The sequence below is a fragment of the Janthinobacterium sp. TPC_1 genome, assembly GCF_056037845.1.
In genome coordinates, this window is sequence record NZ_CP195157.1 from 4,972,683 (window position 1) to 4,997,965 (window position 25,283).

General features: G+C 62.2%; 27 protein-coding genes and 1 pseudogene. 17 read left to right on the top strand and 11 right to left on the bottom strand.

The window, feature by feature from the left end; all coding sequences use genetic code 11:
- Positions 1–48 precede the first annotated feature (48 nt).
- The 4 genes and pseudogenes from ACQVLG_RS24190 to ACQVLG_RS24205 all read right to left on the bottom strand — a co-directional run bounded on the left by ACQVLG_RS24190 (position 49) and on the right by ACQVLG_RS24205 (position 3,217).
- Positions 49–474, bottom strand: coding sequence for a GNAT family N-acetyltransferase (locus tag ACQVLG_RS24190; RefSeq protein WP_474291332.1), 426 nt, complete (start codon positions 472–474; stop codon positions 49–51).
- Between the two features lie 58 nt (positions 475–532).
- A pseudogene (locus ACQVLG_RS24195) lies at positions 533–1,543 on the bottom strand (NADP-dependent oxidoreductase).
- A 62-nt stretch (positions 1,544–1,605) separates the two neighbouring features.
- Complete coding sequence (locus ACQVLG_RS24200) at positions 1,606–1,908, bottom strand: Dabb family protein (protein WP_474291334.1); 303 nt, start codon at positions 1,906–1,908, stop codon at positions 1,606–1,608.
- Positions 1,909–2,035: 127 nt separating this feature from the next.
- Positions 2,036–3,217, bottom strand: coding sequence for an acetyl-CoA C-acyltransferase (locus ACQVLG_RS24205; protein ID WP_474291336.1), 1,182 nt, complete (start codon positions 3,215–3,217; stop codon positions 2,036–2,038).
- A gap of 232 nt (positions 3,218–3,449) precedes the next feature.
- On the opposite strand from ACQVLG_RS24205, the gene ACQVLG_RS24210 reads away from it, so the two are divergent.
- Positions 3,450–5,150 carry an MFS transporter gene (locus tag ACQVLG_RS24210; protein WP_230537605.1) on the top strand — a complete coding sequence of 567 codons (1,701 nt, stop codon included), beginning with the start codon at positions 3,450–3,452 and terminating at the stop codon, positions 5,148–5,150.
- 109 nt (positions 5,151–5,259) lie between these two features.
- Here ACQVLG_RS24210 and ACQVLG_RS24215 read toward each other — a convergent pair whose 3' ends face one another.
- Both ACQVLG_RS24215 and ACQVLG_RS24220 read right to left on the bottom strand, forming a co-directional pair.
- The gene (locus ACQVLG_RS24215; RefSeq protein WP_230537604.1) at positions 5,260–5,463 is read right to left on the bottom strand and encodes a hypothetical protein; all 204 of its coding nucleotides are present in this window, start codon (positions 5,461–5,463) and stop codon (positions 5,260–5,262) included.
- A 146-nt stretch (positions 5,464–5,609) separates the two neighbouring features.
- Positions 5,610–6,518, bottom strand: a complete 909-nt coding sequence (locus ACQVLG_RS24220; protein WP_474291340.1) for a LysR family transcriptional regulator — start codon at positions 6,516–6,518, stop codon at positions 5,610–5,612.
- A 98-nt stretch (positions 6,519–6,616) separates the two neighbouring features.
- On the opposite strand from ACQVLG_RS24220, the gene ACQVLG_RS24225 reads away from it, so the two are divergent.
- The 3 genes from ACQVLG_RS24225 (at position 6,617) to ACQVLG_RS24235 (ending at position 8,309) form a co-directional block, all read left to right on the top strand.
- The gene (locus ACQVLG_RS24225) at positions 6,617–6,856 is read left to right on the top strand and encodes a DUF2798 domain-containing protein (protein WP_474291342.1); all 240 of its coding nucleotides are present in this window, start codon (positions 6,617–6,619) and stop codon (positions 6,854–6,856) included.
- A 101-nt stretch (positions 6,857–6,957) separates the two neighbouring features.
- Positions 6,958–7,356 carry a VOC family protein gene (locus ACQVLG_RS24230; protein WP_474291344.1) on the top strand — a complete coding sequence of 133 codons (399 nt, stop codon included), beginning with the start codon at positions 6,958–6,960 and terminating at the stop codon, positions 7,354–7,356.
- A gap of 101 nt (positions 7,357–7,457) precedes the next feature.
- Positions 7,458–8,309: an alpha/beta fold hydrolase gene (locus ACQVLG_RS24235; protein WP_474291345.1), complete on the top strand. Its 852-nt coding sequence runs from the start codon at positions 7,458–7,460 to the stop codon at positions 8,307–8,309.
- A gap of 45 nt (positions 8,310–8,354) precedes the next feature.
- Here ACQVLG_RS24235 and ACQVLG_RS24240 read toward each other — a convergent pair whose 3' ends face one another.
- Positions 8,355–10,445, bottom strand: a complete 2,091-nt coding sequence (locus tag ACQVLG_RS24240; protein WP_474291346.1) for a 3-hydroxyacyl-CoA dehydrogenase NAD-binding domain-containing protein — start codon at positions 10,443–10,445, stop codon at positions 8,355–8,357.
- A 555-nt stretch (positions 10,446–11,000) separates the two neighbouring features.
- Between ACQVLG_RS24240 and ACQVLG_RS24245 the strand changes: the two genes are divergently transcribed.
- From ACQVLG_RS24245 to ACQVLG_RS24265, 5 genes are read left to right on the top strand one after another with little or no spacing between them, the layout of a single operon-like run.
- Entirely contained in the window at positions 11,001–12,698 is a 1,698-nt protein-coding gene (locus tag ACQVLG_RS24245) for a methyl-accepting chemotaxis protein (protein WP_230537598.1), read from the top strand.
- Positions 12,699–12,701: 3 nt separating this feature from the next.
- The gene (locus ACQVLG_RS24250) at positions 12,702–13,526 is read left to right on the top strand and encodes a CheR family methyltransferase (protein ID WP_230537597.1); all 825 of its coding nucleotides are present in this window, start codon (positions 12,702–12,704) and stop codon (positions 13,524–13,526) included.
- The gene (locus tag ACQVLG_RS24255; RefSeq protein WP_230537596.1) at positions 13,523–14,053 is read left to right on the top strand and encodes a chemotaxis protein CheD; all 531 of its coding nucleotides are present in this window, start codon (positions 13,523–13,525) and stop codon (positions 14,051–14,053) included. Before ACQVLG_RS24250 ends, ACQVLG_RS24255 begins: the two co-directional genes overlap by 4 nt.
- Positions 14,040–14,645, top strand: a complete 606-nt coding sequence (locus tag ACQVLG_RS24260; protein WP_474291351.1) for a chemotaxis protein CheW — start codon at positions 14,040–14,042, stop codon at positions 14,643–14,645. Before ACQVLG_RS24255 ends, ACQVLG_RS24260 begins: the two co-directional genes overlap by 14 nt.
- Positions 14,527–15,570, top strand: coding sequence for a chemotaxis protein CheW (locus ACQVLG_RS24265; protein WP_474291353.1), 1,044 nt, complete (start codon positions 14,527–14,529; stop codon positions 15,568–15,570). Before ACQVLG_RS24260 ends, ACQVLG_RS24265 begins: the two co-directional genes overlap by 119 nt.
- Positions 15,571–15,576: 6 nt before the next feature.
- Here the strand turns inward: ACQVLG_RS24265 and ACQVLG_RS24270 are convergent, their stop codons facing one another.
- Positions 15,577–17,229 carry a 3-(methylthio)propionyl-CoA ligase gene (locus tag ACQVLG_RS24270; protein ID WP_268993672.1) on the bottom strand — a complete coding sequence of 551 codons (1,653 nt, stop codon included), beginning with the start codon at positions 17,227–17,229 and terminating at the stop codon, positions 15,577–15,579.
- A 136-nt stretch (positions 17,230–17,365) separates the two neighbouring features.
- Between ACQVLG_RS24270 and ACQVLG_RS24275 the strand changes: the two genes are divergently transcribed.
- The 7 genes from ACQVLG_RS24275 (at position 17,366) to ACQVLG_RS24305 (ending at position 22,851) form a co-directional block, all read left to right on the top strand.
- Positions 17,366–18,922, top strand: a complete 1,557-nt coding sequence (locus ACQVLG_RS24275; RefSeq protein ID WP_474291356.1) for a protein adenylyltransferase SelO — start codon at positions 17,366–17,368, stop codon at positions 18,920–18,922.
- Positions 18,923–18,931: 9 nt separating this feature from the next.
- Positions 18,932–19,333, top strand: a complete 402-nt coding sequence (msrB, locus tag ACQVLG_RS24280; RefSeq protein ID WP_099393747.1) for a peptide-methionine (R)-S-oxide reductase MsrB — start codon at positions 18,932–18,934, stop codon at positions 19,331–19,333.
- 83 nt (positions 19,334–19,416) lie between these two features.
- Positions 19,417–20,046, top strand: coding sequence for a septation protein A (locus ACQVLG_RS24285; RefSeq protein ID WP_474291358.1), 630 nt, complete (start codon positions 19,417–19,419; stop codon positions 20,044–20,046).
- Positions 20,043–20,348 carry a BolA family protein gene (locus ACQVLG_RS24290; RefSeq protein ID WP_474291360.1) on the top strand — a complete coding sequence of 102 codons (306 nt, stop codon included), beginning with the start codon at positions 20,043–20,045 and terminating at the stop codon, positions 20,346–20,348. The genes ACQVLG_RS24285 and ACQVLG_RS24290 overlap by 4 nt, the downstream gene beginning before the upstream one ends.
- Before the next feature lie 84 nt (positions 20,349–20,432).
- Positions 20,433–21,215 (top strand): peptidylprolyl isomerase, encoded by a 783-nt coding sequence (locus ACQVLG_RS24295; RefSeq protein WP_474291362.1) that lies wholly within the window; start codon positions 20,433–20,435, stop codon positions 21,213–21,215.
- A 110-nt stretch (positions 21,216–21,325) separates the two neighbouring features.
- The gene (locus ACQVLG_RS24300; protein WP_034756072.1) at positions 21,326–22,102 is read left to right on the top strand and encodes a peptidylprolyl isomerase; all 777 of its coding nucleotides are present in this window, start codon (positions 21,326–21,328) and stop codon (positions 22,100–22,102) included.
- Between the two features lie 68 nt (positions 22,103–22,170).
- Complete coding sequence (locus tag ACQVLG_RS24305; protein ID WP_474291365.1) at positions 22,171–22,851, top strand: DNA alkylation repair protein; 681 nt, start codon at positions 22,171–22,173, stop codon at positions 22,849–22,851.
- On the opposite strand, the gene ACQVLG_RS24310 is transcribed toward ACQVLG_RS24305, so the two are convergent.
- Positions 22,814–23,488, bottom strand: a complete 675-nt coding sequence (locus ACQVLG_RS24310; RefSeq protein WP_474291367.1) for a TetR/AcrR family transcriptional regulator — start codon at positions 23,486–23,488, stop codon at positions 22,814–22,816. The two genes, ACQVLG_RS24305 and ACQVLG_RS24310, sit on opposite strands and share 38 nt — an antisense overlap.
- A 107-nt stretch (positions 23,489–23,595) precedes the next feature.
- Between ACQVLG_RS24310 and ACQVLG_RS24315 the strand changes: the two genes are divergently transcribed.
- Positions 23,596–24,300: a DAPG hydrolase family protein gene (locus ACQVLG_RS24315; protein WP_230537590.1), complete on the top strand. Its 705-nt coding sequence runs from the start codon at positions 23,596–23,598 to the stop codon at positions 24,298–24,300.
- 6 nt (positions 24,301–24,306) lie between these two features.
- On the opposite strand, the gene ACQVLG_RS24320 is transcribed toward ACQVLG_RS24315, so the two are convergent.
- Positions 24,307–24,489: a GNAT family N-acetyltransferase gene (locus tag ACQVLG_RS24320; RefSeq protein ID WP_474291369.1), complete on the bottom strand. Its 183-nt coding sequence runs from the start codon at positions 24,487–24,489 to the stop codon at positions 24,307–24,309.
- Positions 24,483–25,202 (bottom strand): nuclear transport factor 2 family protein, encoded by a 720-nt coding sequence (locus ACQVLG_RS24325; protein WP_474291371.1) that lies wholly within the window; start codon positions 25,200–25,202, stop codon positions 24,483–24,485. The genes ACQVLG_RS24320 and ACQVLG_RS24325 overlap by 7 nt, the downstream gene beginning before the upstream one ends.
- Positions 25,203–25,283: the final 81 nt, after the last annotated feature.

Sequence of the window (25,283 nt, forward strand, 5' to 3'; positions counted from 1 at the left end):
GTCGGACCCTGTAGGGTCCGACCCCAGTCCTTGCTCCTGGGTTAACGCTTAAAACTGCAGCCGCATCTCCACATGCGCAATCCCCGCCTCTTCGAATTGTTCCCCCTGCTGCACGAAACCGTGGCGCGCATAGAATGGCGCGGCCACGGTTTGTGCGTTCAGCACCACCGCCAGATCACCGCGTTCGCGCGCCTTGTCCATCAGCAAGGTCAGGATGGCGCCGCCCACGCCCGTGCCGCGGCCCGGCTGGCGCACGGCCATGCGGCCGATGTGGCCATCGGGCAATAAGCGGCCCGTGCCGATGGCTTGGCCCGCATCGTCGTAGGCGACGGCGTGCAGGCAGACGGCGTCCATGTCGTCGAGTTCGATCTCGGCCGGCACTTTCTGTTCATCAACAAAAACTTCAAAACGGATGGCGGTGGCGTCAAGGCCCAGGGTGGCCCAGTCGCCGAGGCGGATGGTGTGCTTGGTCATGGTAGCGAGTAATAAGAGACGGGCCGTGATTGTCGCACGGCCCGCCTCTCCTGGGGGACTAGCCCAGCTTGACCAGCTGCTTGCCGAAGTTGCGGCCTTTCAACAGGCCGATGAAGGCTTCGGGTGCGCTGGCAAGGCCATCGGCCACGGATTCGCGGAATTTCAGCTTGCCCGTCGCCACCAGCGTTCCCAGCTCCGCCAGTCCCTGCGGCCAGAATTCCGGCTGCTCCGAGACGATGAAACCGCGCACGGTGAGGCGGTTGGTGAGGATCAGGCGCGCATTGTCGAGCGGCGTCGGTTCGCCGTTGTAGCCGGCGATCCAGCCGCACACGGCCACGCGGCCGAACGCGTTGGTGCGGGCCAGGGCCGCGTCGAACACGGCGCCGCCCACGTTTTCAAAGATGGCGTCGATACCGTCCGGCGTGGCCGCCGCCAGGTCCGCTGCCAGGTTGCCCGCCTTGTAATCGACGCAGGCATCGAAACCCAGTTCATTCACCACATACGCGCACTTTTCCGCCCCGCCCGCGATGCCGACGACCCGGCAGCCTTTCAGTTTCGCCAACTGGCCAACTGGCCCACGACGCTGCCGACGGCGCCGCTGGCGGCCGACACGACCACGGTTTCACCCGCTTTGGGCGCCATGATCTGGTTCAAGCCATACCAGGCCGTCATGCCTGGCATGCCGACGGCGCCCAGGTAGGCGGACGCGGGGATATGCGCCGTATCGACCTTGCGCAGCATCGTGCCGTCCGACACGGCCACTTCCGTCCAGCCCAGGGTCCCCACCACCGTGTCGCCCTCGGCGAATTTCGGATGCTTCGATTCCAGCACCACGCCTACCGTGCCGCCGATCATGGTTTTCATCGAGCGCCTGCGGCGCCGCATAGCTTTTATTGGCGCTCATGCGCCCGCGCATGTAGGGATCGAGCGACAGGAACTGGTTGCGCACCAGCAATTGCCCATCCGTGATGGCGGGAATGTCTTTCGTTTCCAGACGAAAATGTGCCGGCTGCACTTCCTCATTCGATGCGGGGCGTGAGGCGAGGACGATGCGTTGGTAGGTGGTCATGAATGCTCCTTATTGGATGAACAAGCTGAACCCTAAAGCGAAGGGCTGGGGTAATTCAATCATTAAATCTCATAGTCCATACACTGCCGCGCTTCGCGCACAGCCCCAAAAAACGGCTTAATCTTCACGTGCTCGGGATGGTTCTGGTAGGCGTCGAGCGCTGCACGGCTGGCGAACTCGCTGTACAGGACAATGTCGTAGGTCGCTTCCAGGCCGGGCTGGGCCACGGCTGCCTCGAATTTCAAGATGCCGGGCACCAGGTCGGAGCAGGAATCGAGCAGGGCTTTCAGTTTCAGGGCGTTCGTGGCGCGGTCGGCGCCTTCGGCGTGGTCTTTGAGTTTCCAGAAAACGATGTGCTTGATCATGGCGGCAGGCTGCTTGTTTATTAATGAAGCATTACTGTACCCGCTATCGGCGTGCCTTGCAGAAAGTGAGCAGCAAAAGAAAACGGGCGGCCCTGGAAGCCGCCCGCAGACTGGGTTCACGCAAACATTACAGCACTTCGAACAGGCCGGCCGCGCCTTGGCCGCCGCCGATGCACATGGTGACCACCACGTATTTGACGCCGCGGCGCTTGCCTTCGATCAAGGCGTGGCCCGTCAGGCGGGCGCCCGACACGCCGTACGGGTGGCCGACGGCAATCGCGCCGCCGTTGACATTCAGGCGGTCCATGGGGATGCCCAGGGTGTCGGCGCAATACAGCACTTGCACGGCAAACGCTTCATTGAGTTCCCACAGGCCGATGTCGGCCACCGTCAAGCCCGCCTTTTTCAGCAGTTTCGGGATGGCGTAGACGGGGCCGATACCCATTTCATCAGGTTCGCAGCCTGCCACGGCAAAGCCGCGGAAGATGCCCAGCGGCTGCAAGCCTTTCGCCTCGGCCACTTTCGCGTTCATGACGATGGCCATCGAAGCGCCGTCGGAAAACTGGCTGGCATTGCCGGCGCTGATGACGCCGCCCGGGATGGCCGGGCGGATCTTCGCCACGCCGTCATACGTCGTCGTGTCGGCACGGATGCCTTCGTCGGCGGCAATCGTCACTTCGCGCGACACCAGCATGCCGCTGGCCTTGTCGGCCACGCCCATGATGGTGGTCATCGGCACGATTTCCGCGTCGAACAGGCCGGCCGCCTGGGCCGCGGCCGCGCGCTGCTGGCTTTGCGCGCCATAGGCATCCTGGCGCTCGCGCGAAATCTGGTAGCGCTTGGCCACGGTTTCCGCCGTCTGCAGCATGGGCCAGTACACTTCCGGCTTGTGCTGCTGCAGCCAGACGTCGCGGTACATATGCGTATTCATTTCATTTTGCACGCAGGAAATCGATTCCACGCCGCCCGCCGCATAGATATCGCCTTCGCCCGCGATGATGCGCTGCGCCGCCAGGGCGATGGCCTGCAAGCCAGAAGAACAGAAGCGGTTGACGGTCATGCCGGCCGTGGTCACGGGGCAGCCGCCGCGCAAGGCCACCTGGCGCGCGATATTGCCCCCCGTGGCCCCTTCGGGAAAGGCGCAGCCGACCAGCACGTCTTCCACTTCTTCCGCCTCGATGCGCGCGCGCTCGACGGCCGCCGCCAGCACGTGGCCGCCCAGGGTGGCGCCATGCGTCATGTTGAACGCGCCCTTCCAGGACTTGGCCAGGCCCGTGCGGGCGGTCGATACGATGACGGCTTCATTCATGCTGTGTCTCCTTGTAGGAATGTTATGTGGTCAATGATGCTAGCTCGGAAGCAGAATAGCACATTTAAGTACGGTCGTTCGCAAAGTTGCAATGGCCGGTAATTTGTAAGCTTGGCGTAAGTTTCAAGCAAGCATGACGTAAGGTTCGGAGAACACACTCGCCCCAAGCTGTTGCAAGAATGGTCAAAAAGACCTCGGCACCAGTTCACTATAAAACATAGGGAGACAAACCATGGCATCACCATCCGGCTCGGCCGACGTACGGAAAATTTCCACCAAAGGAACGCCGATTACGCCCGAGGAACGCAAGGTCATCTTTGCGTCCTCCTTGGGCACCGTTTTTGAATGGTACGATTTTTACCTGTACGGTTCGCTCGCATCCATCATCGCCAAGCAATTCTTCATCGGCGACCCCACCACCACCTTCATTTTCGCGCTGCTGGCCTTTGCCGCCGGCTTCATCGTGCGTCCGTTCGGCGCGCTGGTCTTCGGCCGTCTGGGCGACATGATCGGCCGCAAGTACACCTTCCTGATCACCATCCTGATCATGGGCGGCTCCACCTTCATCGTCGGCTTGCTGCCGGGCCATGCGTCCATCGGCATCGCCGCGCCGATCATCCTCGTCATCCTGCGCATCCTGCAAGGCCTGGCGCTGGGCGGCGAATACGGCGGCGCAGCCACCTACGTGGCCGAGCACGCGCCAGAAGGCAAGCGCGGCGCGTTCACGGCGTGGATACAGACGACGGCCACCCTGGGCTTCTTCCTGTCGCTGATGGTCATCCTGGGCACCCGCCTGGCGACGGGCGAGAAGGATTTCGAGGCATGGGGCTGGCGCATTCCCTTCCTGGTCTCCGTCATCCTGCTGGGTATTTCCGTGTGGATCCGCCTGGCCATGAATGAATCGCCGGCGTTTTCCAAGATGAAGGCCGAGGGCAAGACCTCGAAAGCCCCGCTGACGGAAGCGTTCGGCAAGTGGAAAAATCTGAAGATCGTCATCCTGGCCCTGATCGGCCTGACCGCCGGCCAGGCCGTCGTCTGGTACACGGGCCAGTTTTACGCCCTGTTCTTCATGATCCAGACCCTGAAGGTGGACCTGGCCACGGCCAACGTGCTCGTCGCCATCGCCCTGCTGCTGGCCACGCCGTTCTTCCTGTTCTTCGGCAGCCTGTCGGACCGCATCGGCCGCAAGTACATCATCCTCGGCGGCTGCCTGATCGCCGCGGCCACCTACTTCCCCATCTTCAACGGCCTGACCCACTTTGCCAATCCGCAACTGGAAGCAGCACTGAAGAACTCGCCAGTGGTGGTGGTGGCCGATCCCGCGTCCTGTCACTTCCAGTTCAACATGACGGGCACGAAGAAATTCCCATCGTCGTGCGACATCGCCACCGGCTTCCTGTCGAACAGCTCGGTCAACTACACGAAAGAAGCGGCACCGGCCGGCTCAATCGCCAAGGTACGCATCGGCACGAAGGAATTTACGTCGTTTAACGCCGTCATGACGCCGGACGGCCTGAACTTCGATGCGGAAAGCAAGGCCCATGAAGCAGCGTTCAAGAAAGAAATCGGCGCCGGCATCAAGGAAGCGGGCTACCCGGCCAAGGCTGATCCGGACCAGATCAACAAGCCGATGGTCGTGCTGCTGCTGTTCATCCTGGTGCTGTACGTGACCATGGTGTACGGCCCGATTGCCGCCATGCTGGTGGAAATGTTCCCGACGCGTATCCGTTACACCTCGATGTCCCTGCCCTACCATATCGGCAACGGCTGGTTCGGCGGCCTGCTGCCGACCACGGCCTTCGCGCTGGTGGCCTTCAAGGGCGACATCTATTATGGCCTCTGGTATCCGATCGTCGTCGCCCTGGCGACGGTGGTGATCGGCACCCTGTTCGTCAAGGAAACCAAGGACAACAATATCTACGCCGACGATTGATCCGGCGCAAGCCCCGGCCGCATGGCCGGGGCCCGCAATGCAAAACGCCGCTGACTGGTCAGCGGCGTTTGTTTTTTAAGCAGCGTATGCGGCGCAGGCGGCGGCAGGCTTACTTGTCGCTCTTGCCCTTTTTCACCTGGTCGCGCTGCTGCACGTATTCCTGGTAGCTGGTCTGGTTGCGCTTGCGGCAGGCATTGCGGTCGTCGAAATTATTGAGGCTGTTGCAATACTCGCCGATCTTGTCCCGGTTTGCGTCATACAGTACTTCACAGCCGCTCATGGCCAGCAAGAAGGGAAGGATCAGATATTTCATTGCTACTCTCATGGATAGGGACGAATTGCGCGAAAAAAACACCAGATTGCCCGCTGGATAAGCGTGCAGCTTTATCTTAACGCGATCCTGGCGAAAAGTACAAGCGCTCGGTATTACTTAATAGAAAGGATTTCCGGCGCAGCGCACTAGCCGGCCCCGTCATCCCCGTTCAACAGCGGATTGGCCGCCGCAAACGCCGCCAGGTGCTCGAGCAGCACGCGCACGCGGGCCGGCAGGTAGCGCCGCTGCGTCCACACGGCATACACGTGGCGCGGCTGCGGCATCCAGTCGGGCAGCACGCGCACCAGCGAACCGCGCGCCACTTCGTCGCGGCATTGCAGCAACGGACACAGCAGGATGCCGATGCCCGCATCGGCCATCTCCACGGCCAGGCGCATTTCATTGACGCGCAGGCGCGCCTGCGGTTCGATCACCATTTCGGCGCCGTCGCCGGGCCGTCGCAAGCGCCACGAGCGCAGCGGTTCGGCCACGATCAGCTCGTGCTTTTCCAGTTCCTGCAAGTCGCGCGGCACGCCCGCGCGCGCCAGGTAGGCGGGCGCGGCCACCATCACCAGCGCGGCGCTGCCCAGGCGGCGCTGCATCAGCGAGGAATCGTCGAGCGCGCCCACGCGGATGGCCAGGTCGGCGCCGCTGCCCACCAGGTCTTGCAGCAGGTTCGACAGTTCCAGCTCCAGGCGGATGTCCGGATACTGCTGCATGAAGCTGACCCAGGCGGGCGTCAGCAAGCCGCTGGCAAAGTTCACGGGCGCCAGCACGCGGATGCTGCCCGAGACGGCCGACAGGCTGGCGTCGAGCTGCTGCGTCGCTTGCCGCAGCGCGTGCACGAGGGGACGGCACTGCTCGTAGTATTGCCAGCCTTCCGCCGTCGGCTGCAGGCGGCGCGCGCTGCGGTTGAGCAAGCGGTAGCCGAGCTGGCTTTCCAGCTTTTGCAGCCGGCGCGTAACGGTGGCGGCGGGCAAGTCTTCCTTGACGGCCGCCGCATGCAGGCTGCCTGCCTCGACAATGGCGACGAACAGGGCGAGATCATCTAGCATGATTGCATTTTCGGAATTTGAAATTAAAAATATGGCTCTAGTATAGATTGCTGCAAGTCGTTACGCTGGCATCTTTCCAACTATTTTGAAAGCATGCCATGTCCGATGCCCTGCGCCTGCGCTGCACGTTCGCCTTCCTGATGTCGCTGCTCATGACCCTGCTGATGAGCGCCTGGGTCACCTGGCTCAATATCGGCCTGCAGGCGGACTTCCTGCCCCGCTGGCGCCATGCCTTCTTTGCCGCCTGGCCCGTGGCCTTCTGCGCCGTGATGCTGTTCGCGCCCCGCGTGCAGCTGATGAGCCGCAGTATCGTGGCGCGGCTGGCCAGCCGCCCTTAACCGGCAGTCGGCCAGCAACAGTATCACTCGGTCACTCCCGCCCACGGCCGCCCTGATCCGGGCTATGCTATGGCCGTCCTTGTTTTTACAGCGGAGTGCCGATGCTCGATCACGTTTCCCTCACCGTCAGCGACCTGGAACGCGCCGAACGCTTCTATGACGCCGTCTTCGCCGCGCTGGAGGTGCCCAAGGTGGGCAGCGACCATGCCAACGCCTGGATAGGCTACGGCGAGCGCAGCGACGCGCAGCACCCCGAACGCAGCTATTTTTCCGTGCGCCTGGGCCCTCAGCCCGACGACGCGCCGCGCCGCCACTGCTGCTTCAAGGCCCCCTCGCGCGCGGCCGTGGACGCGTTCTGGCAGGCGGGCCTGGCGCATGGCGGCATCGACCTGGGCGCGCCCGGCCTGCGCCACTATCACGCCAGCTATTACGCGGCCTTTCTGTTCGATCCGGACGGCAACCGCATCGAAGCCGTCTGCCATCGCGCCGACGCCGGCTGACAGGTGGGGAAATCCCCTTCTGTTCGGCATTTCCACTTCCATATGGTTTTGCCTATAATGGCTGGCACGCCATACCGGGCAGTGAACCAAGAAGGAGCTTCATGCATCATCTATTCGTCGGCCGCCCCGCGCGCACCATGCTCCTCTCCAGCGCCGGCTTGCTGCTGGCAGGCATGTTTTTTTCCGGCTGCTCGCTGTTGCCATCGACCCCGGCCACGCCAGGCATTCCCGCCACGGCCGCCCTGCCCGACGCCAGCATCGCCTACGCCCTGAGCGGCCAGGGCGGCTTGCCCGTCGTCTTCCAGTCGGCCATGGGCGACGGCAAGGATGTGTGGGCCAAGGTGGTGCCGGAAGTGGCAAAGCAGCACCGCGTGCTCGCGTACGACCGTCCCGGCTACGGCGACAGCAAGAAGACCACCACGCCGCGCGACCCGTGCACCATCGCCGCCCAGCAGCGCGCCCTGCTGGCGCAGGCGGGCCTGAAACCGCCGTATGTGCTGGTCGGCCATGGCCTGGGCGGCCTGTACCAATATGTATATGCCAGGCTGTACCCGCAGGACGTGGCCGGCCTGGTCCTGCTCGATCCCACGCATCCGCAGCAATGGAGCCGCCTGCAGACGGACGCCTCCACCTACGCCATGCTCGTCAAGACGCGGCGCAAGCTCATGTTCAACAGTACGGAATCGGCCGAATTCGATGCCCAGACGCAATGCCTGCAACACGTCGACATGAGCAGCCCGCTGCGCGTGCCCGCCATGCTGCTGGTGCGGGACAAGTTCGGCATCGAGGAAATGGGCTCGTTCGAGAACGTCGTGCGGGCCCAGGAAAAGGATTGGCAGCGCCTGTCCGGCGCGCCAGCCATCGAGCGCATCACGGGCGCAGGCTACTATATCCAGAAAGACAACCCCGTCATCGTCAACGAGGCGGTCAAGATGGTGGCAAAGAAGAAATAAAAAAAAGGGCAGAGAAATCTGCCCTTTTTGCATTCAGCACCTGAATCAGCTATTGAACCCCTTGCCCTCGCCCGCCAGCTTCACCAGCAGCGGCGCCGGCGTCCACGCTTCGCCGTGGCGGCCTTTCGCGTAGCCGGCGATCGTATCAAGCACGTTCGGCAAGCCGACCGTATCCGCATAGAACATGGGGCCGCCGCGGAACAGGGGGAAGCCGTAGCCCGTCAGGTACACCATGTCGATGTCCGAGGCGCGCAGGGCGATGCCCTCTTCCAGGATGCGCGCGCCTTCATTGACGAGCGCATACACGAGGCGTTCGACGATTTCCTGGTCGCCGATCTTGCGCCGCGCCACGCCGATATCGGCCGAGTGCTGGACTATCATGGCATTGACCTGTTCCGAGGCATACGCCTTGCGGTCGCCCGGCTTGTAGTCGTACCAGCCGGCGCCCGTCTTCTGGCCATAGCGCCCCAGTTCGCACAGCAGGTCGGCCGTCTTCGAATACGTGACGTCCGGTTTTTCCACGTAGCGGCGCTTGCGGATGGCCCAGCCGATGTCGTTGCCGGCCAGGTCGCCCATGCGGAACGGCCCCATGGCGAAGCCGAATTTCTCGACCGCCTTGTCGACCTGTTCCGGCAGACAGCCTTCTTCCAGCAGGAAACCGGCTTGCCGGCTGTATTGCTCGATCATGCGGTTGCCGATGAAGCCGTCGCATACGCCCGAGACGACGCCCGTCTTCTTCAGCTTTTTCGACAGCGCCAGCGCCGTGGCCAGCACGTCCTTGCCCGTTTCCTTGCCACGCACGATTTCCAGCAGTTTCATCACATTTGCCGGGCTGAAGAAATGCGTGCCGATCACGTCTTGCGGGCGCTTGGTGAACGCGGCGATCTTGTCCAGGTCTAAAGTGGACGTGTTCGAGGCGAGGATGGCGCCCGGCTTCATGACGGCGTCGAGCTGTTTGAACACGGTTTCCTTCACGCCCAGCTCTTCGAAGACGGCTTCGATGACGATGTCGGCTTGCGCGATGTCGGCATACGCCAAGGTGCCGCTGACCAGAGCGATGCGCTGCTCGGCCTTGTCCTGCGTCAACTTGCCCTTCTTGACCGTGTTTTCATAATTCTTGCGGATGGTGGCCAGGCCCTTGTCCAGCGCTTCCTGTTTGGTTTCCAGCAGCATCACGGGGATGCCCGCGTTGGCGAAGTTCATGGCGATGCCGCCGCCCATGGTGCCGGCGGCGCCCACGATGGCCGCGCTGGCGATCGTGCGCACGGGCGTGTCGGACGGCACGTCGGGCACCTTGCTGGCGACGCGCTCGGCAAAGAAGGCGTGGCGCAAGGCTTTCGATTCCGGCGACTGCACCAGCTGCATGAACAGTTCGCGCTCGTACTTCAAGCCTTCGTCGAATTTCATCGTCACGGCGGCCGCCACGGCATCGACGCATTTGAGCGGCGCGGGGAACGGGCCGGACATGGCTTTGACCGTATTGCGCGAAAACTGCAAAAAGGCTTCGTGGTTCGGGTAATCGACCTTGCGCTCGCGCACTTTCGGCAGCGGGCGCACGTCGGCCACTTTCGTGGCGAAGGCCACGGCGGCTTGCAACAGGTCGGCGCCAGGGGCGATGACTTCGTCGAACAGGGCCGTGCCGGCCAGCTTTTCCGAGGCCACGGGCGTGCCCGAGACGATCATGTTGAGGGCCATTTCCAGGCCCAGCACGCGTGGCAGGCGCTGCGTGCCGCCCGCGCCGGGCAAGATGCCCAGCTTGACTTCCGGCAAGGCCATCTGCGCGCCGGGCGCGGCCACGCGGTAGTTGCAGCCCAGCGCCAGCTCCAGGCCGCCGCCCATACAGACGCTGTGGATGGCCGCCACCACCGGCTTGGTGGATTGCTCGACGACGTTGATCAGGGTGTGCAGGGTCGGTTCCGTGAGCGCCTTGGGCGAATTGAATTCCTTGATATCGGCGCCGCCCGAGAATGCCTTGCCGGCGCCCGTGATGACGATGGCTTTGACGGCTTCGTCGGCCAGCGCCTGGCGGATGCCGGCCACGGCGGCCGTGCGCGTCGCCAGGCCCAGGCCATTGACGGGCGGATTGGCGAGGGTAATGACGGCAACGGCGCCGTTCACTTGATATTCAGCACTCATGTCTCTTCCTTATTGGTTTTGCTCAACGTATGAGGTGGTTGCAAGGGATGAAGCTTTACTATACCGCATAAAAGAACGCTCGTATTATTTTTATCGTTTTCCGCTACGGCATGCATTGTTCGCCATGGTACCTCAACGTTTGAGGAAAGATTCTGCTGCAAGCAGCAAGTTCCAGTAGAAGCTATCACTTGAATATTCATTTTAATAATAAAACCATAACAATAATAACATCGTTTTATTATGCGGAAGAATGCGTTTGTTATATGCCGGCAGGGGACAATTGCGACAGTTTTTACATTATTTATTCCCGCCTCTTGTTTTTCGCCAAACGCTGGGGAATAATAAAATTATTGATTCAAATCAATACTCTACAATTTATCTACAATAAGGCAAACCGCAGGACAAACACGGGCGGCCGTTCATCACGCACATTCTCACCGATTATCACCCTGCATCGCCCCATGCGATAACATCGCTGCCTTATATGAATAGCAGAAAAAATAATAACAGCAGCCTTATCGCTCCCATTCCTCTTCTCACACCGAAGGAAACATTATGGACGCAGCCAGCCATGTCAGCCACTCCCAGGATCTGGACTTACAAGCGATAAATACTGCACTGAACCGTGTCCAGGCCGTGATCGAATTCGAACTCGACGGCACCATCCTGCATGCGAATGACAATTTCCTGCGCGTGCTCGGCTATACCCTGGCCGAAGTGCAAGGCAAGCACCATGCCATCTTCTGCGACCCCGAGTATGTGAAAACGGATGAATACAGCAACTTCTGGGCCAAGCTGGGACGTGGCGAATTCGACCAGGGTGAATACAAGCGCCGCGCCAGGGATGGGCGCGAAGTGTGGATCAACGCGTCGTACAACCCCATCCTCGACGCGAATGGCAAGCCGTATAAAGTCATCAAGTTCGCTACCGACGTCACGGCCATGAAGACGCGCAACGCCGAATACGAAGGCAAGGTCAGCGCCATCGGCAAGGCGCAGGCCGTGATCGAATTCGACATGCAGGGCAATGTGCTGGACGCGAACGACAATTTCCTCGCCGTCATGGACTACGACTTGAGCGATATCCAGGGCGAGCACCACCGCATGTTTTGCGAACCCGAGTATGCCAGCAGTGCCGAGTACAAGAAATTCTGGCAAAAACTCAACCGCGGCGAATTCGACGCGGGCCGCTACAAGCGCCTGGGCAACCATGGCAAGGCGGTGTGGATACAGGCCACCTACAATCCCATCCTCGACCTGAACGGCAAGCCGTACAAAGTGGTCAAGTTCGCCATCGACATCACGGAACAGGTGAACCTGGAAAACAGCATCCAGGCCAGGGCCGCCAGCGACAGCCGCAAGGTCGATGCCCTGCTCAAGTCGGTGGCGCGCGCGGCGCAGGGCGACCTGACCGGCAATATCGTGCCCGAAGGCGACGAGCCGATCGACCTGCTGGCTGGCGGCATCAGCAAGATGATCGTCGACTTGCGCGGCGTGATCGGCACCGTGGTGTCTGCCGCGAACGGCTTTGCCGACGCCTCGCACACGATCGCCGAGCGGGCCACGGGCGTGGCCGTGGGCACGCAGGCGCTGGGCGCCACGGTGGAAGAAATGAACGCCTCCATCGACGGCCTGACGTTTTCCATCAATTCCATCGCGGAAAACACCTCGAATGCCGACTCCCTGGCAAAAGCCACGCAGCAGGAGGCGGAAGCGGGCGCGCGCGCCGTCGCCAAGTCGATCGAGGCGATGGACTTGATCAACCGCTCGTCGGAAGACATCGGCGAAATCGTCAAGGTCATCAGCGAGATCGCCAACCAGACGAATATGCTGGCCTTCAATGCGGCCATCGAGGCGGCGCGCGCGGGCGAGCACGGCCTGGGCTTTTCCGTCGTCGCCGACGAGGTGCGCAAGCTGGCCGAGCGTTCCTCGCAGGCAACAAAAGAGATTTCCAAGCTGATCAACGAATCCGTCAAGCGCGTCTCGACGGGCAGCGAAATCTCTCGCCAGGCCAGCGACGCCTTCGACAAGATCGTCTCGGGCGTCGCCAAGACCACCCTGGCCATCTCCGATATCTCGAAGGCGGCCAACGAGCAGCTGCTGACGGCGCGCGAAGTGTCGACGGCGATCCAGTACATCGCCGAGGAAACGGAAAAGTCGGCCGCCAACTGCGACAGCATCGCCCGCTCCACAGATGGGCTGAACGAGCGCGCGGGCAGCCTGAACCAGACTGTCTCCGGCTTCGTGGTGTAGGCCATGAGCCACGCGGCCACCTTGACGCCCGAGGTGCTGATGACCCTGATCGCGCTGGTGCGCCAGCATACGGGCATCGCCATGACGGCGCGCAAGAGCGTCTTGCTGGAACGGCGCTTGCAGCCACGGCTGCAGGCGCTGTCCCTGCACAGCTACCAGGCTTACCTGGACCGCGTGGCCAGCGACCACGACGAGGTGGCCCATTTCATCGACCTGGTGACCACCAACGACACCCTGTTCTTCCGCACGCCGCAGGTCTGGGATTACTTCCGCGACCGCTACCTGCCCGCCTGGGCGCGCGCCCATCCCGATGGCTGCCTCGCCATCTGGTCAGCGGCCGCCGCCAGCGGCGAGGAACTGTATTCGATCGCCATGCTGTGCGAGCAATTCAGGCTGCAGGCGCCCGCCTTCCGCTACCAGATCCTGGCCAGCGACATTTCGCAGCAGATCCTCGGTGCGGCGAAGGCCGGCCAGTACAGCGGCCGCTCCGTCGAGCGCATCCGATTGTCGCACCCGGACTTGCTGCGCAAATATTTCTCGCCCGCGCCGTATGGCGTCCAGGTCAACGACGAGCTGCGGCAGCACGTGAGCTTTGCGCAGCACAATCTGCTCGAAGCGCTGCGCCCGGCGCGGCAATTCGACCTGGTGTTCCTGCGCAACGTGCTGATTTATTTCGACGCCGAGCACCAGGAAACCGTGCTGCGCCAGGCGCGCCTGAGCCTCAAGGATGAAGGACGGCTGATCCTGGGCGAGTCGGAAACCATCGCCCGGCTCGGTACCGGCTATCAATTCGAATTTCCCATGATTTACAAGGCGGGCAGCGCATGAGCATCATCATCGAACATGGCCTGCCGCTGCACCATGTTGGCATGGGGCAACTTAGCGTGGGCACGCCGGGGCAACAACTGCAAGCGCTGCTGGGCTCCTGCATCGGCATCGGCTTCATCTGGAAGAATGGCCCCTGTTGCGGCCTGGCCCACTGCCTGCTGCCGGAAGCGCCGGGCGCCGACAGCAGCCTGGGGGCGCGCTATGTGAGCCAGGCCGTGCCTTCGCTGCTGCGCCTGATGGGCGTGCGCCAGGCCGATTACGCCGATATCGAGGTGGTGCTGGCGGGCGGCGCCAGCATGTTCGGCCCCGCCCACGTGCATGGCCGCCTGCAGGTGGGCCGGCAAAACGCGGAAGCGGCGCAAAAATACCTGGCCCAGTGCGGCTTGCACGTCGGTTTTTGCGCGCTGGGCGGCCGCCACGGGCGCCAGTTGCTGATCGATTGCGCCCGGCACAGCTATGCCGTCACCGAGGTGGTGGCGCCACCCGAATTGATACCACGCAAGGAAGGCGCATATGGATATGCATGAAGCGACGGGCTTGCAAGCGCAGGGCGCAAGCGACACGGCCACCGAACTGTTCGGCTCCTTCCACCTGGGCGAGGATGAATTCGCCCTGCCCGCCAGCTGCATCCGCGAAGTCGTCAATTACCCGGCGAAAGTCACGGCCCTGCCCCTGTCGCCCGCGTATCTGGAAGGCATGTTCACCTTGCGCGGCAGCGTCATTCCGGTGGTCAACCTGGGCCGGCTGTTCCGCGCCGACGCGCCGCGCGCCGTGGCCACGGACAAGATCGCCATCCTCGACTTCCAGCAAGTGCTGGTCGGCATCGTCTTCCAGGATACGGGCGAGATCCTGCGCGTGCCCGCCAGCGCCCGCAGCGCCCTGCAGTACGCGGCCGGCGACAGCCACGCCGTCATCGCCGGCACGATTTTGCTCGACGGCGGCGCGCGCCTGCTGCAAGTGCTCGACCCGCACGCCCTGCTGCGCATCGAAAACGTGCCCCATGTGCTGGCCCTGCAGGCAGGCGACGGGCGCCAAACTGAGCACGGCCCGCTACCATGCGCAAAGCGAACGCCGGCAGTGCGTCAGCTTCCATGCGGCCGGCGCCACGTTCGCCTTTGAAATGCTGGCCATCCAGGAAATCATCAAGGTGCCGGAACTGCACAGTTCCCTGCTGAATAGCGCACTATGCCTGGGCCGCATGCATTTTCGCGGCAGCCAGGTGGCCGTCGTCGATTTCGGCGCCCTGCTGCAAGCGCACACGGAGGCCAGGGAGGCCACCGTGGATCAGCGCATCATCGTCGTGCGCCTGGGCGACACGACCGTGGGCTTCCTCGTCGATTCCGTCGACAGCATCGTGCATTTCTTTGGCGACGAGGTGCTGCCGATTCCCCTGCTGAGCAAGGCGCGCGCCGCCATGTTTGCCGGCTGCATCACCAAAGAAGGCCTGGGCGACATCATTTTCCTGGACCACAAGGAAATCCTGTCGCAGGCGGAAATCGTCGAAATGCGCGACGGCCACGCGCGCCTGTATCCGGCCGACACGGAAACGGCCAGCGCCGCCACGCGCAAGGCGCAGCGCCGCGTGTACATCACATTCACGGTAGAAACCCCGTTCGCCGTGGAAATCGGGAAAGTGCGCGAAATCATCGACTTCAGCGGCGCCATCACGACGCCGCCGGGCATGCCGGCCTGCATGCTTGGCATGCTGAACCTGCGCCAGCAAATGATCAGCATCATCGACCTGCGCCAGCTGTATGCGATGCCGGCGCTGCCGGACGCCAGCAGCGGCAAGATCCTGATCGTGGAACGGGGCGCCGAACGCTATGGCTTCCTCGTCGACCATGTCGATAACATCATGACCATTTCCGACAGCCAGCGCTTTGCGGCGCCGCAAATCATCCGCACGGGAGAACATGACGATCTGCGCAGCGAAATGGATGAAATGATCGACATCGGCACGGAGGCGCAGCGCCAGACCCTGTCCGTCTTCCAGTGCGATCATCTGCTGGAAAAGCTGGGGTCGGCGCTGCCGCAAGCTGCCTAGGCCGCTTTACATGCCTGGCAGCTGGTGCCCCTTGAACTGCTCGCGCAGCTTGTTCTTCTGGATCTTGCCCGTGGCGCCCATGGGCAAGGCGTCGATGAACAGCACGTCGTCGGGCGTCCACCACTTGGCGATCTTGCCTTCGAAAAACTGCAGCAAGGCGTCGCGCGTGACCGTCATGCCGGGGCGCAGCACCACCACGAGCACGGGACGCTCGTCCCATTTCGGGTGGAACACGCCGATGCAGGCCGCCTGCAGCACGGCCGGGTGCGCCATGGCCAGGTTTTCCAGGTCGATGGTGCCGATCCATTCGCCGCCCGACTTGATCACGTCCTTGCTGCGGTCCGTGATCTGCATGTAGCCGTCCGCGTCGATGGTGGCCACGTCGCCCGTGGGGAACCAGCCGTCCTGCAGCGCCTCGCCGCCCTCGTTCTTGTAGTACGAGGAAATGATCCACGGCCCTTTCACGAGCAAATGGCCATACGCCACGCCATCCCACGGCAATTCCTTGCCGTCGTCGTCGACGATCTTCATGTCCACGCCGTAGATCGCATGGCCCTGCTTTTGCAGGATCTTGCGCTGCTCTTCCTTCGGCAAGTCCAGGTGCTTGGTCTGCAAGCCGCCCGCCGTGCCCAGCGGCGACATTTCCGTCATGCCCCAGGCGTGGATGACCTCGATGTCGAACTTGTCGATCAGGGTATCCATCATGGCCGGCGGGCACGCCGCGCCGCCGATCACCGTGCGGCGGAAGGAGGAAAATTTCAAGTCATTCTGCAAGGCGTGATTCAGCAAGCCCAGCCAGACGGTGGGCACGCCGGCCGAAAACGTCACTTTTTCCGCCTCGAACAATTCATACAGCGACTTGCCGTCCAGCGCCGCGCCGGGGAACACCATGCGCGCGCCGGACAGGGGCACGGAATACGGCAAGCCCCAGGCATTCACGTGGAACATGGGCACGACGGGCAGCACCGTGTCCGAAGCGCGCACGTTCAGGGCGCTGGGCATGGCCGACGCGTACGCGTGCAGCACGGTCGAGCGGTGCGAATACAGGGCGCCCTTGGGGTTGCCCGTCGTGCCCGACGTATAGCACAGGGTGGCGGCCGAGTTCTCGTCGAACAAGGGCCACGCGTAATCGTCGGAATGCGTGGCGATCAAGTCTTCATAGCACAGCAGGTCGGGGATGGTGCTGCTGGCGGGCATGCGGTCGCGGTCGCACATCAGGACGAAATGGCGCACAAACGTGCAGTCGGCGGCGATTTTTTCCACCACGGGCAAAAAGGTCAGATCGAACAGCAAGACCTGGTCTTCCGCATGGTTCGAGATGTAGGCGATCTGGTCGGGAAACAGGCGCGGGTTAATCGTGTGCAAGACCGCGCCCGAGCCGGACACGGCATAATAGGCTTCCAGGTGGCGGTAGCCATTCCAGGCCAGGGTGGCGACCCGGTCGCCCATGCCGACGCCGAGGCCATGCAGGGCATTGGCCAGCCGGCGTGCGCGCTGGTGGCAATCGCGGTAGGTGTAGCGGTGCATATCGCCCTCCACCCGCCGCGAAATGATTTCGCTGCCGCCATAATGACGCGCTGCAAACTCGATAATGCTGGAAATCAGCAGGGGCTGATTCATCATCTGGCCCATCACTGGACTCAAGGGAAATGCCGACATCGTGTCTCCTGGGGTGGATACTCGGTTATTGTTGGAATCTAAAGATTTTTCCTAGTTTCGTACGGTCGTGCGGAAATCGTCAACGCATTTCGATATTGCGGTGCAGCATGGAATTTTTGATTCCGTTTCCAGCCGCATGGGCGCCCTCCGCACGCCTTGGCGCCGTGCGGTAAAATCGCATTCCAGGCTGGCGCCATCTGCCAGCGCACCTACCTTGAATGGAATTGCCATCAGCGCTACTACCTTACCACTGGATAATGCCTTTGCGGCCTTGCCGCCCGCGTTCTATACGCGCTTGATGCCCACGCCCCTGCCCGCGCCCTACTTTGTCGCGGCCAGCGCGCCGGCGGCAAGCCTGATCGGCCTCGATGCGGCGCGCCTGGCCGAGCCCGGCTTTGTGGCACTGCTGGCCGGCAATGCCGTGGCCGAGCGCTCGCAGCCCCTGTCGGCCGTGTATTCGGGCCACCAGTTCGGCGTCTGGGCCGGCCAGCTGGGCGACGGCCGCGCCATCTTGCTGGGCGATATCGCCACGGCAAACGGTCCGATGGAGCTGCAGCTGAAAGGCGCCGGCGCCACGCCGTATTCGCGCATGGGCGACGGGCGCGCCGTGCTGCGCTCGTCCATCCGCGAATTCCTGTGCTCGGAAGCCATGGCCGCGCTCGGCATTCCCACCTCGCGCGCGCTGGCCATCATGGGTTCGCAGCAAGGCATCATGCGCGAAACGGTCGAGACGGCGGCCGTCGTGACGCGCATGGCGCCCACGTTCGTGCGCTTCGGCTCGTTCGAGCACTGGTTTTACCGCAAGAAGCCGGACGAGCTGAAAATCCTCGCCGATTACGTGATCGACGGCTTCTATCCCGCTTTGCGCGCTGCAGCAAATCCATACCAGGCCTTGCTGGCCGAAGTGTGCGTGCGCACGGCGCACATGATTGCGCAATGGCAAGCCGTCGGCTTCATGCATGGCGTCATGAACACGGACAATATGTCCATCCTGGGCCTGACGCTCGATTACGGCCCCTTCGGCTTCATGGAAGCGTTCGACGCCGAACACATCTGCAACCATACGGACCAGCAGGGACGCTACTCGTATGCGAACCAGCCGCAGGTGGGCCACTGGAACTGCTATGCGCTGGGCCAGGCCCTGCTGCCGCTGATCGGCGAAGTGGAACTGGCGCAGGCGGCGCTGGACAGCTACCAACCCGCCTTCGCGGACAAGATGAATAGCTTGCTGCGCGCCAAGCTGGGCTTGCAGACGAACCAGGACGACGATACGGCCCTGTTCGACAGCATGTTTGCGCTGATGCAAGCCAATCACGTGGATTTCACGAATTTCTTCCGCGCCTTGTCTACACTGCAGGTAGCGGCGCCCGAACATGACACCATGCTGCGCGACATGTTCATCGACCGCCCCGCCTTCGATGCGTGGGCAGCGACGTACCGCGCGCGCCTCTTGCTGGAAAACAGCGCCGATGCCGAACGGCAAGCGGCAATGAACAGCGTCAACCCGAAATACGTGCTGCGCAACTATCTGGCGCAAGTGGCCATCGAAAAGGCCCAGCAGCAGGACTACACGGAAGTGGCGACATTGCTGGAAATATTGCAAAAGCCATTTGACGAACAGCCCGAACACCAGCACTATGCGGCCGTGCCGCCCGACTGGGCCAGCCACCTTGAAGTCAGCTGCTCATCCTAAGGAGTCATTATGACCACGAATAAAGTCAAGAAAACCGACGCCGAATGGCGCGCCATGCTCGACTCGATGCAATACGAAGTCACGCGCCACGCGGCCACGGAACGCGCATTCACGGGCAAGTTCTGGGACCACCACGAACACGGCGTCTACACCTGCGTCTGCTGCAACACGCCCCTGTTTGCGTCGGATACGAAATTCGACTCCGGCTGCGGCTGGCCCAGCTATTTCCAGGCGCTGGACCCGGCGAACGTCACGGAAATCGTCGACCGCAGCCACGGCATGCTGCGCACGGAAATCGTCTGCGCCGTCTGCGACGCCCACCTGGGCCACGTCTTCCCGGACGGCCCGCCGCCGACCGGATTGCGCTATTGCATCAATTCGGCATCCTTGCGCTTCGATCCGCAGCCGTGAGACACAGGATCGCCTGGGAGCAACTCGGTTGCTCCTAAGCCATTCCTAAGATGATTTTAATAAGACCAGTGTAAAGTCTCGCCATGAAATTTCTATTCGACCTCTTCCCCCTGATCGCCTTCTTCGCCGCCTTCAAGCTGGGCGGCATGTATGAAGCGGCCACGCACGATTTCGTGCAGCAATATTTGTCCGGCTTCGTGTCAGGCGGCCTGATCAAGGCTGACCAGGCGCCGTGGATACTCGCCACCCTCGTCGGCATCGTCGCCACCGCTTGCCAGGTCAGCTATCTGCTGTTGCGCGGGCGCAAGGTGGACGGCATGCTGTGGCTGTCGCTGTTCATCTTTGTCGTATTCGGCGGCGCCAGCATTTACCTGCATGACGATTTCTTCCTGAAATGGAAGCCGACCCTGATCTACTGGCTGTCCGGCCTGGCCCTGTTGATCGCCCACGTGGGTTTCAAGAAAAACCTGATCCGCAAGACCATGGAAGCGCAAGTGCAATTGCCCGATGCCGTCTGGAATCAGTTGCTGGCCGCATGGATCATTTTCTTTGGCGCCATCGGCGCACTGAATCTGTTCGTCGCCTTCGTGCTGTACAAGGGCGACATGGCCGCCTGGGTCAGTTTTAAAGCATTCGGCGCGACGGGCATTTTCTTTGCCTTTATCGTGGCGCAAACCCTGTTCCTGGCAAAACATATCAAGGAAAACGCATGATGAGCACCACCAGCACCGAAAACACCGCACCGGAAACGCGCATGCAGCGCATCCGCACCCGCCTGGAAACGGCACTTTCCCCTCTGGAATGCGTGCTGGAAGACGACTCGGCGCGCCACCGGGGCCATGCGGGCGCCGCCTCGGGCGGAGGCCATTACAATCTACGCATTATTTCTAGCCGATTTGAGGGGCTCAGGCTCGTCATGCGCCATCGACTGGTGTATGATTCCGTGCACGATATGATGCATAATGAGATACATGCATTGGCGATTGTGGCCCTGGCGCCGTCCGAAGTAGTGTAAGGATGGCGTTTTGGCGTACCCGAGCCATGTGATGGATTTCTTCCCATGCGTTTTTTACGAAACTTTCCCTAACAGGATTTAATAATGACTTTTAAGCCAGCCCGCTTGCTGATCGCACTACTCGCCGTTGTCGCGGTACCTGTTTTTGCGCAAAATGTTGCCGTTGTTAATGGCAAGCCTATCCCATCGTCGTCGCGCGTTGATGCAGTCGTCAAGCAAGTCGTCGCCCAAGGCCAGCAACCGGATTCGCCGCAATTGCGCGAAATGATCAAGAAGGACTTGATCGGCCGTGAAGTGCTGATGCAAGAAGCGGAAAACAAAGGTTTCGGTAAAGATGCAGCCGTCAAGCAGCAAATCGAGAACGCGCGCCAGGCCATCGTCATCAACGCCCTGGTCGGCGACTACCTGAAAAAGAACCCCGTCAACGACGCTGAAATCAAGGCGGAATACGACCGCTTCGTGGCACAGACGGGCGACAAGGAATACCACGTGCGCCACATCCTGGTGGCCACCGAAGCGGAAGCGAAAGACATCATCGCCAAGCTGAAAGGCGGCGCCAAGTTCGAAGACCTGGCCAAGCAATCGAAAGATGCGGGCTCGGCCGACAATGGCGGCGACCTGGACTGGGCAGCCCCATCGTCGTTCCCGAAAGTGTTCTCCGACGCCTTCGTGAAACTGCAAAAAGGCCAGGTCACGGACACCCCGGTGCAAACGCCTAACGGTTTCCACGTGATCAAGCTGGACGACACCCGCGCGGCAAAACTGCCGACCCTGGAAGAAGTCAAGCCACAGATCGCCGAAGCGCTGCAGCAAAAGAAACTGCAAGCGTATCAGGAAGAAATGATCAAAAAAGCGAAAGTTCAGTAAGAACTGACCTCCCCGGCGCCCTTTTCGGCGCCGGTCGTGTATTCTGCGCCTGAACACGCACTGCGCGACAGTCGCGCGTATCGATTTTTAGTATATTTTTAGGAATGAACATGATTTTGAAGCCAGCCCGCCTGATCTTAGCCCTGGTCGCCGTCGTCGCGATCCCTGCATTTGCGCAAAACGTAGCTACCGTGAATGGCAAGGCCATCCCATCGTCGCGCGTTGACCAGGTCGTCAAGCAAGTCGTCGCCCAAGGCAAGCAAGCCGATTCGCCGCAATTGCGCGAAGCCATCAAGAAAGACCTGATCGGCCGCGAAGTGCTGATCCAGGAAGCCGACAAGCAAGGCTACGGCACGCGTCCGGAAGTCAAGTCGCAGATCGACAATGCCCGTCAAAGCATCATCATCAACGCCCTGCTGGCCGACTACGTCAAGAAGAACCCTGTCAAGGACGCTGAAATCAAGGCCGAGTACGACAAGTTCAAGGCCCAGGCCGGCGACAAGGAATACCATGCACGCCACATCCTGGTCGCCACCGAAGCGGAAGCGAAAGACATCATCGCCAAGCTGAAAGGCGGCGCCAAGTTCGAAGAACTGGCAAAGGTATCGAAAGACGGTTCCGCAGCCAATGGCGGCGACCTGGACTGGGCTAGCCCAGCTTCGTACGTGAAGCCATTCTCCGACGCCATGGTGGCCCTGAAACCAGGCCAGGTCACGCAAACGCCGGTGCAATCGCAGTTCGGCTTCCACGTGATCAAGCTGGAAGAAACCCGTCCGACGAAACTGCCGGCTCTGGAAGAAGTCAAGGGCCAGGTAGCCGAGTCGCTGCAACAGAAGAAACTCGCCGCCTACCGCGACGAACTGATGAAGAAGGCCAAGATTCAGTAATATTGGATCGGCATGAAAAAGCGCTCCCTGTGAGCGCTTTTTTTACGCCTGAAAGAAAGCGAGATGCCATGAATCTACATCAAGAACTAAAAATCGCGCTGGAAGCGGTTGCCGAACCGGGCCGCGCGGCGCCGATGCAGGCGTATATGCGCGACCAGTTCATATTCCTGGGCGTGGCCGCGCCGCAGCGGCGGATGGCCGCCAGGGACTTGCTGGCGGGCTTGCAAGGCGTGGGGGCCGAGGTGCTGCTGGAACATGCACAGCTGCTGTGGCAGCAGCCCGAGCGCGAGTACCAGCACGTGGCGCTCGACATGCTGGCCCTGCACTGGCGGCAATTGGACGTCGAACATATTCCCGCCCTGCTGGCACTGGCGCGCCAGCGCGCCTGGTGGGACAGCGTCGACGGCATGGCGGGCATCGTCGGCGAGGTGCTGCAGGCGGAACACCGGCGCAGCGGCGATGGCCATGCGCACATGGATGGCGCCTTGCAGCACGCGGATTTCTGGCTGCGCCGCATCGCCATGCTGCACCAGCTGGGCTGGCGCGCCGATACGGATGCCGCCTGGCTGTTCGATGCGGCGCTGGCGCTGGCCCATGAAGACGAGTTTTTCATCCGCAAGGCCATCGGCTGGGCCCTGCGCGATTACGCGCGCCACGCGCCCGAAGCCGTGACGGCGTTTGCCGGCGCGCACCGCCGGCAACTATCGCCGCTCAGCTACCGCGAAGCGCTGAAGCACCAGCGACCTTGAACGCCTGTCCGCCCAGCAGGCGCAGCGCTGCATCGATGCGGGGCGCCGCATCCCAGGCCGGCACGGGCGCCAGCAAGCCCAGCGCCATCTGCCGCAGCGGCTCGGCGATCACCATGGCCAGCAGCAAGCCGGCCATTTCCGCTCCATCCTGCAGCACCAGATGGCCGCGCGCGGCCTGGCGCTGCAACCATTCGGCCAGCATCGCCGTGCCCCGCTCGATGCCGTTGCGCTGATACACGGCCAGCAAATCGGGGCGCGCGGGAAACTCCGTGCATAGCAGGCGGAACAGGCCGACGGCATCCGCCGTCAGCACGCGCGCCGCCATCACCTGCAATATCTCCTTCAATAGCGGCAAGACGTCGCCAAGCGCGGCCGCATCGTGCGCCATGGCCGGCAAAAAGGCGTCCGTCCAGCCGCGCACCACCAGCGCCACGAGTTCTTCGCGGTTGGCCGCATATTGATACAGCGACTTTTTTGCCATGCCCGCGTGGCGCGCCACCGCTTCCATGGTCGTGGCCGCATAGCCTTCGTTCAGCAGCAGCCAGGTGGCCGCCTGCACGGCTGCCTCCAGCGCCTCCCCGTGCGGGCGCGCCGGGCGGCCACGTCCGCGCAAGGCCTTGCTCTCTTCTTCCCGCATGCCATCTCCAAGCTTGATTGATGGGCAATTTTACACTGAAACATATTTAGGAAACGTTAAGCGTTTCTTTAATATATAATTGGCTCATCCCAACAAAGGAGAACGACATGACGAGCGACACGCACAATGAATTCCCATGGAGCATCACCGGCACGGGCAACTTGCTCGATCCGTTTCCCCTGCCCCTGGAAACGGGCATCACGCGCCTGGAAAATGGCTGCCTGCTGGTGGCGGCGCGCACGGAACTGCAAGGCTGCAGCGGACGCATGCTGGATTGGTGGTTCACCTTTTTCGAGACGACGCAGCACATCAAGTGGTGGCATCCGCACGATCACGTGGCCCATCACGGCTGGAACAAGGCGTGGAAAAAGGGAGAGAGTTACTACGGCGCCTCGATCGAGGCGGTGGAGTCGCTGGGCGATATTCCGCCCGTGAAAGCCAAGCTGAAGTTCCATGATCCGAAGGAAGTCTTCGATCCGGCGCAATTGCAGCAGGCCAGGGACAGCGGCGCCCTGTCGGCCGCCATCTGCGCGCGCATCGGCTTTGGCGATTACGTCGTGCTCGACCCGAACGGCGATCCGCTCGATGGCGAAATGCTGCACCTGACGCGCGACACGCCCACGGGCTGCGTGCTGCGCAGCCGATTCTTACTCGGTCGCAACAGCCTCAATCCCGTGCGCGACGTGCCCGACGTGCTGGGACTGAATTTGCTGCGCCATTGCTACAGCGAATTTACCTATCTGTCGCGCTTTTTGCCATCGCTGTATTACGGCGAGCACGCCAACGGGGAAAAGGCGCCGCTGCCCTGGTAGGCTGCCTTACAGCCGCTTGTGCATGCGCGCCAGCGGCAGTTGTATATCGCCCGGCAAGTCCAGGTGAAAATCTTCCGTGACGGCAAAGCCGCTGGCCAGGTACAGGGGCACGCCGGGCAAGGTGGCGGCCAGTTCCAGTGCCGTAAAACCGCCGGCCCGCGCCTGGCGTTCGCAATGGCGCATCAGCATGCTGCCCAGACCCTGGCGCGCCGCGGCCGGCTCCACGAAGAGAAGGCGCGGATGCGGCCCGGCTGGCTGGCCGGGTCGAGCAGCGGATCCGGCCCGCTCTTGGCGCGGTCGGCGCCGTACAGGGTGGCGCGCCGGCTCCAGCCGCCGCAGGCCAGCATGGCGCCGTCGCGTTCGATGACGAAATACGTCCGGTCGGCAACGAGCTGCGTATCGACGCCGAACACGTGGCGCGTCACGGCCTCGGCCTGCTCTTCACTATAAAATCCCGCGCTCAGCACCATGCCGGAACGGGCGATCAGCGCATTCATGGCAGGCACATCACCAGACAGCGCCACGCGCAGGCTGGTCAGGGCGCCAAAGCTGAACCAGGCGCGGCTGATACGCCCCTGCTCCACTTCATACGTCGCCACCAGCTCCTGCGCGGAAACACCGTCCGGCGTGTCGCCATGGACGATTTCATGGTCGATCACCAGCTTGCCGCAGGCGATACGGTTGAGCAATTGCGCCCGGGGCCGGCTGGCGGCGAAACGGGCCGTGAAGCGGGGGCCGATCTGCGCGCCGCCTTGGGCCAGCAAGGTATCGGGATGCTGGAATTGCTGTGCGTCATCGGCGTAGATGGCCAGCAAGGCCGGCACGTCGTGGGCATTGTAGGCATCCAGTTGGGCCTGAACCACCGCGACGGGAGAAATGCGTGTATCGTTGGCAAGCGCCATGCGTGTACCTGTTGTGGAGTGGGTGAAAAGTTGCAAAGGGTAACATTGTCGCCCCTGTCGCGGCGTGGTTTACTGCGATAA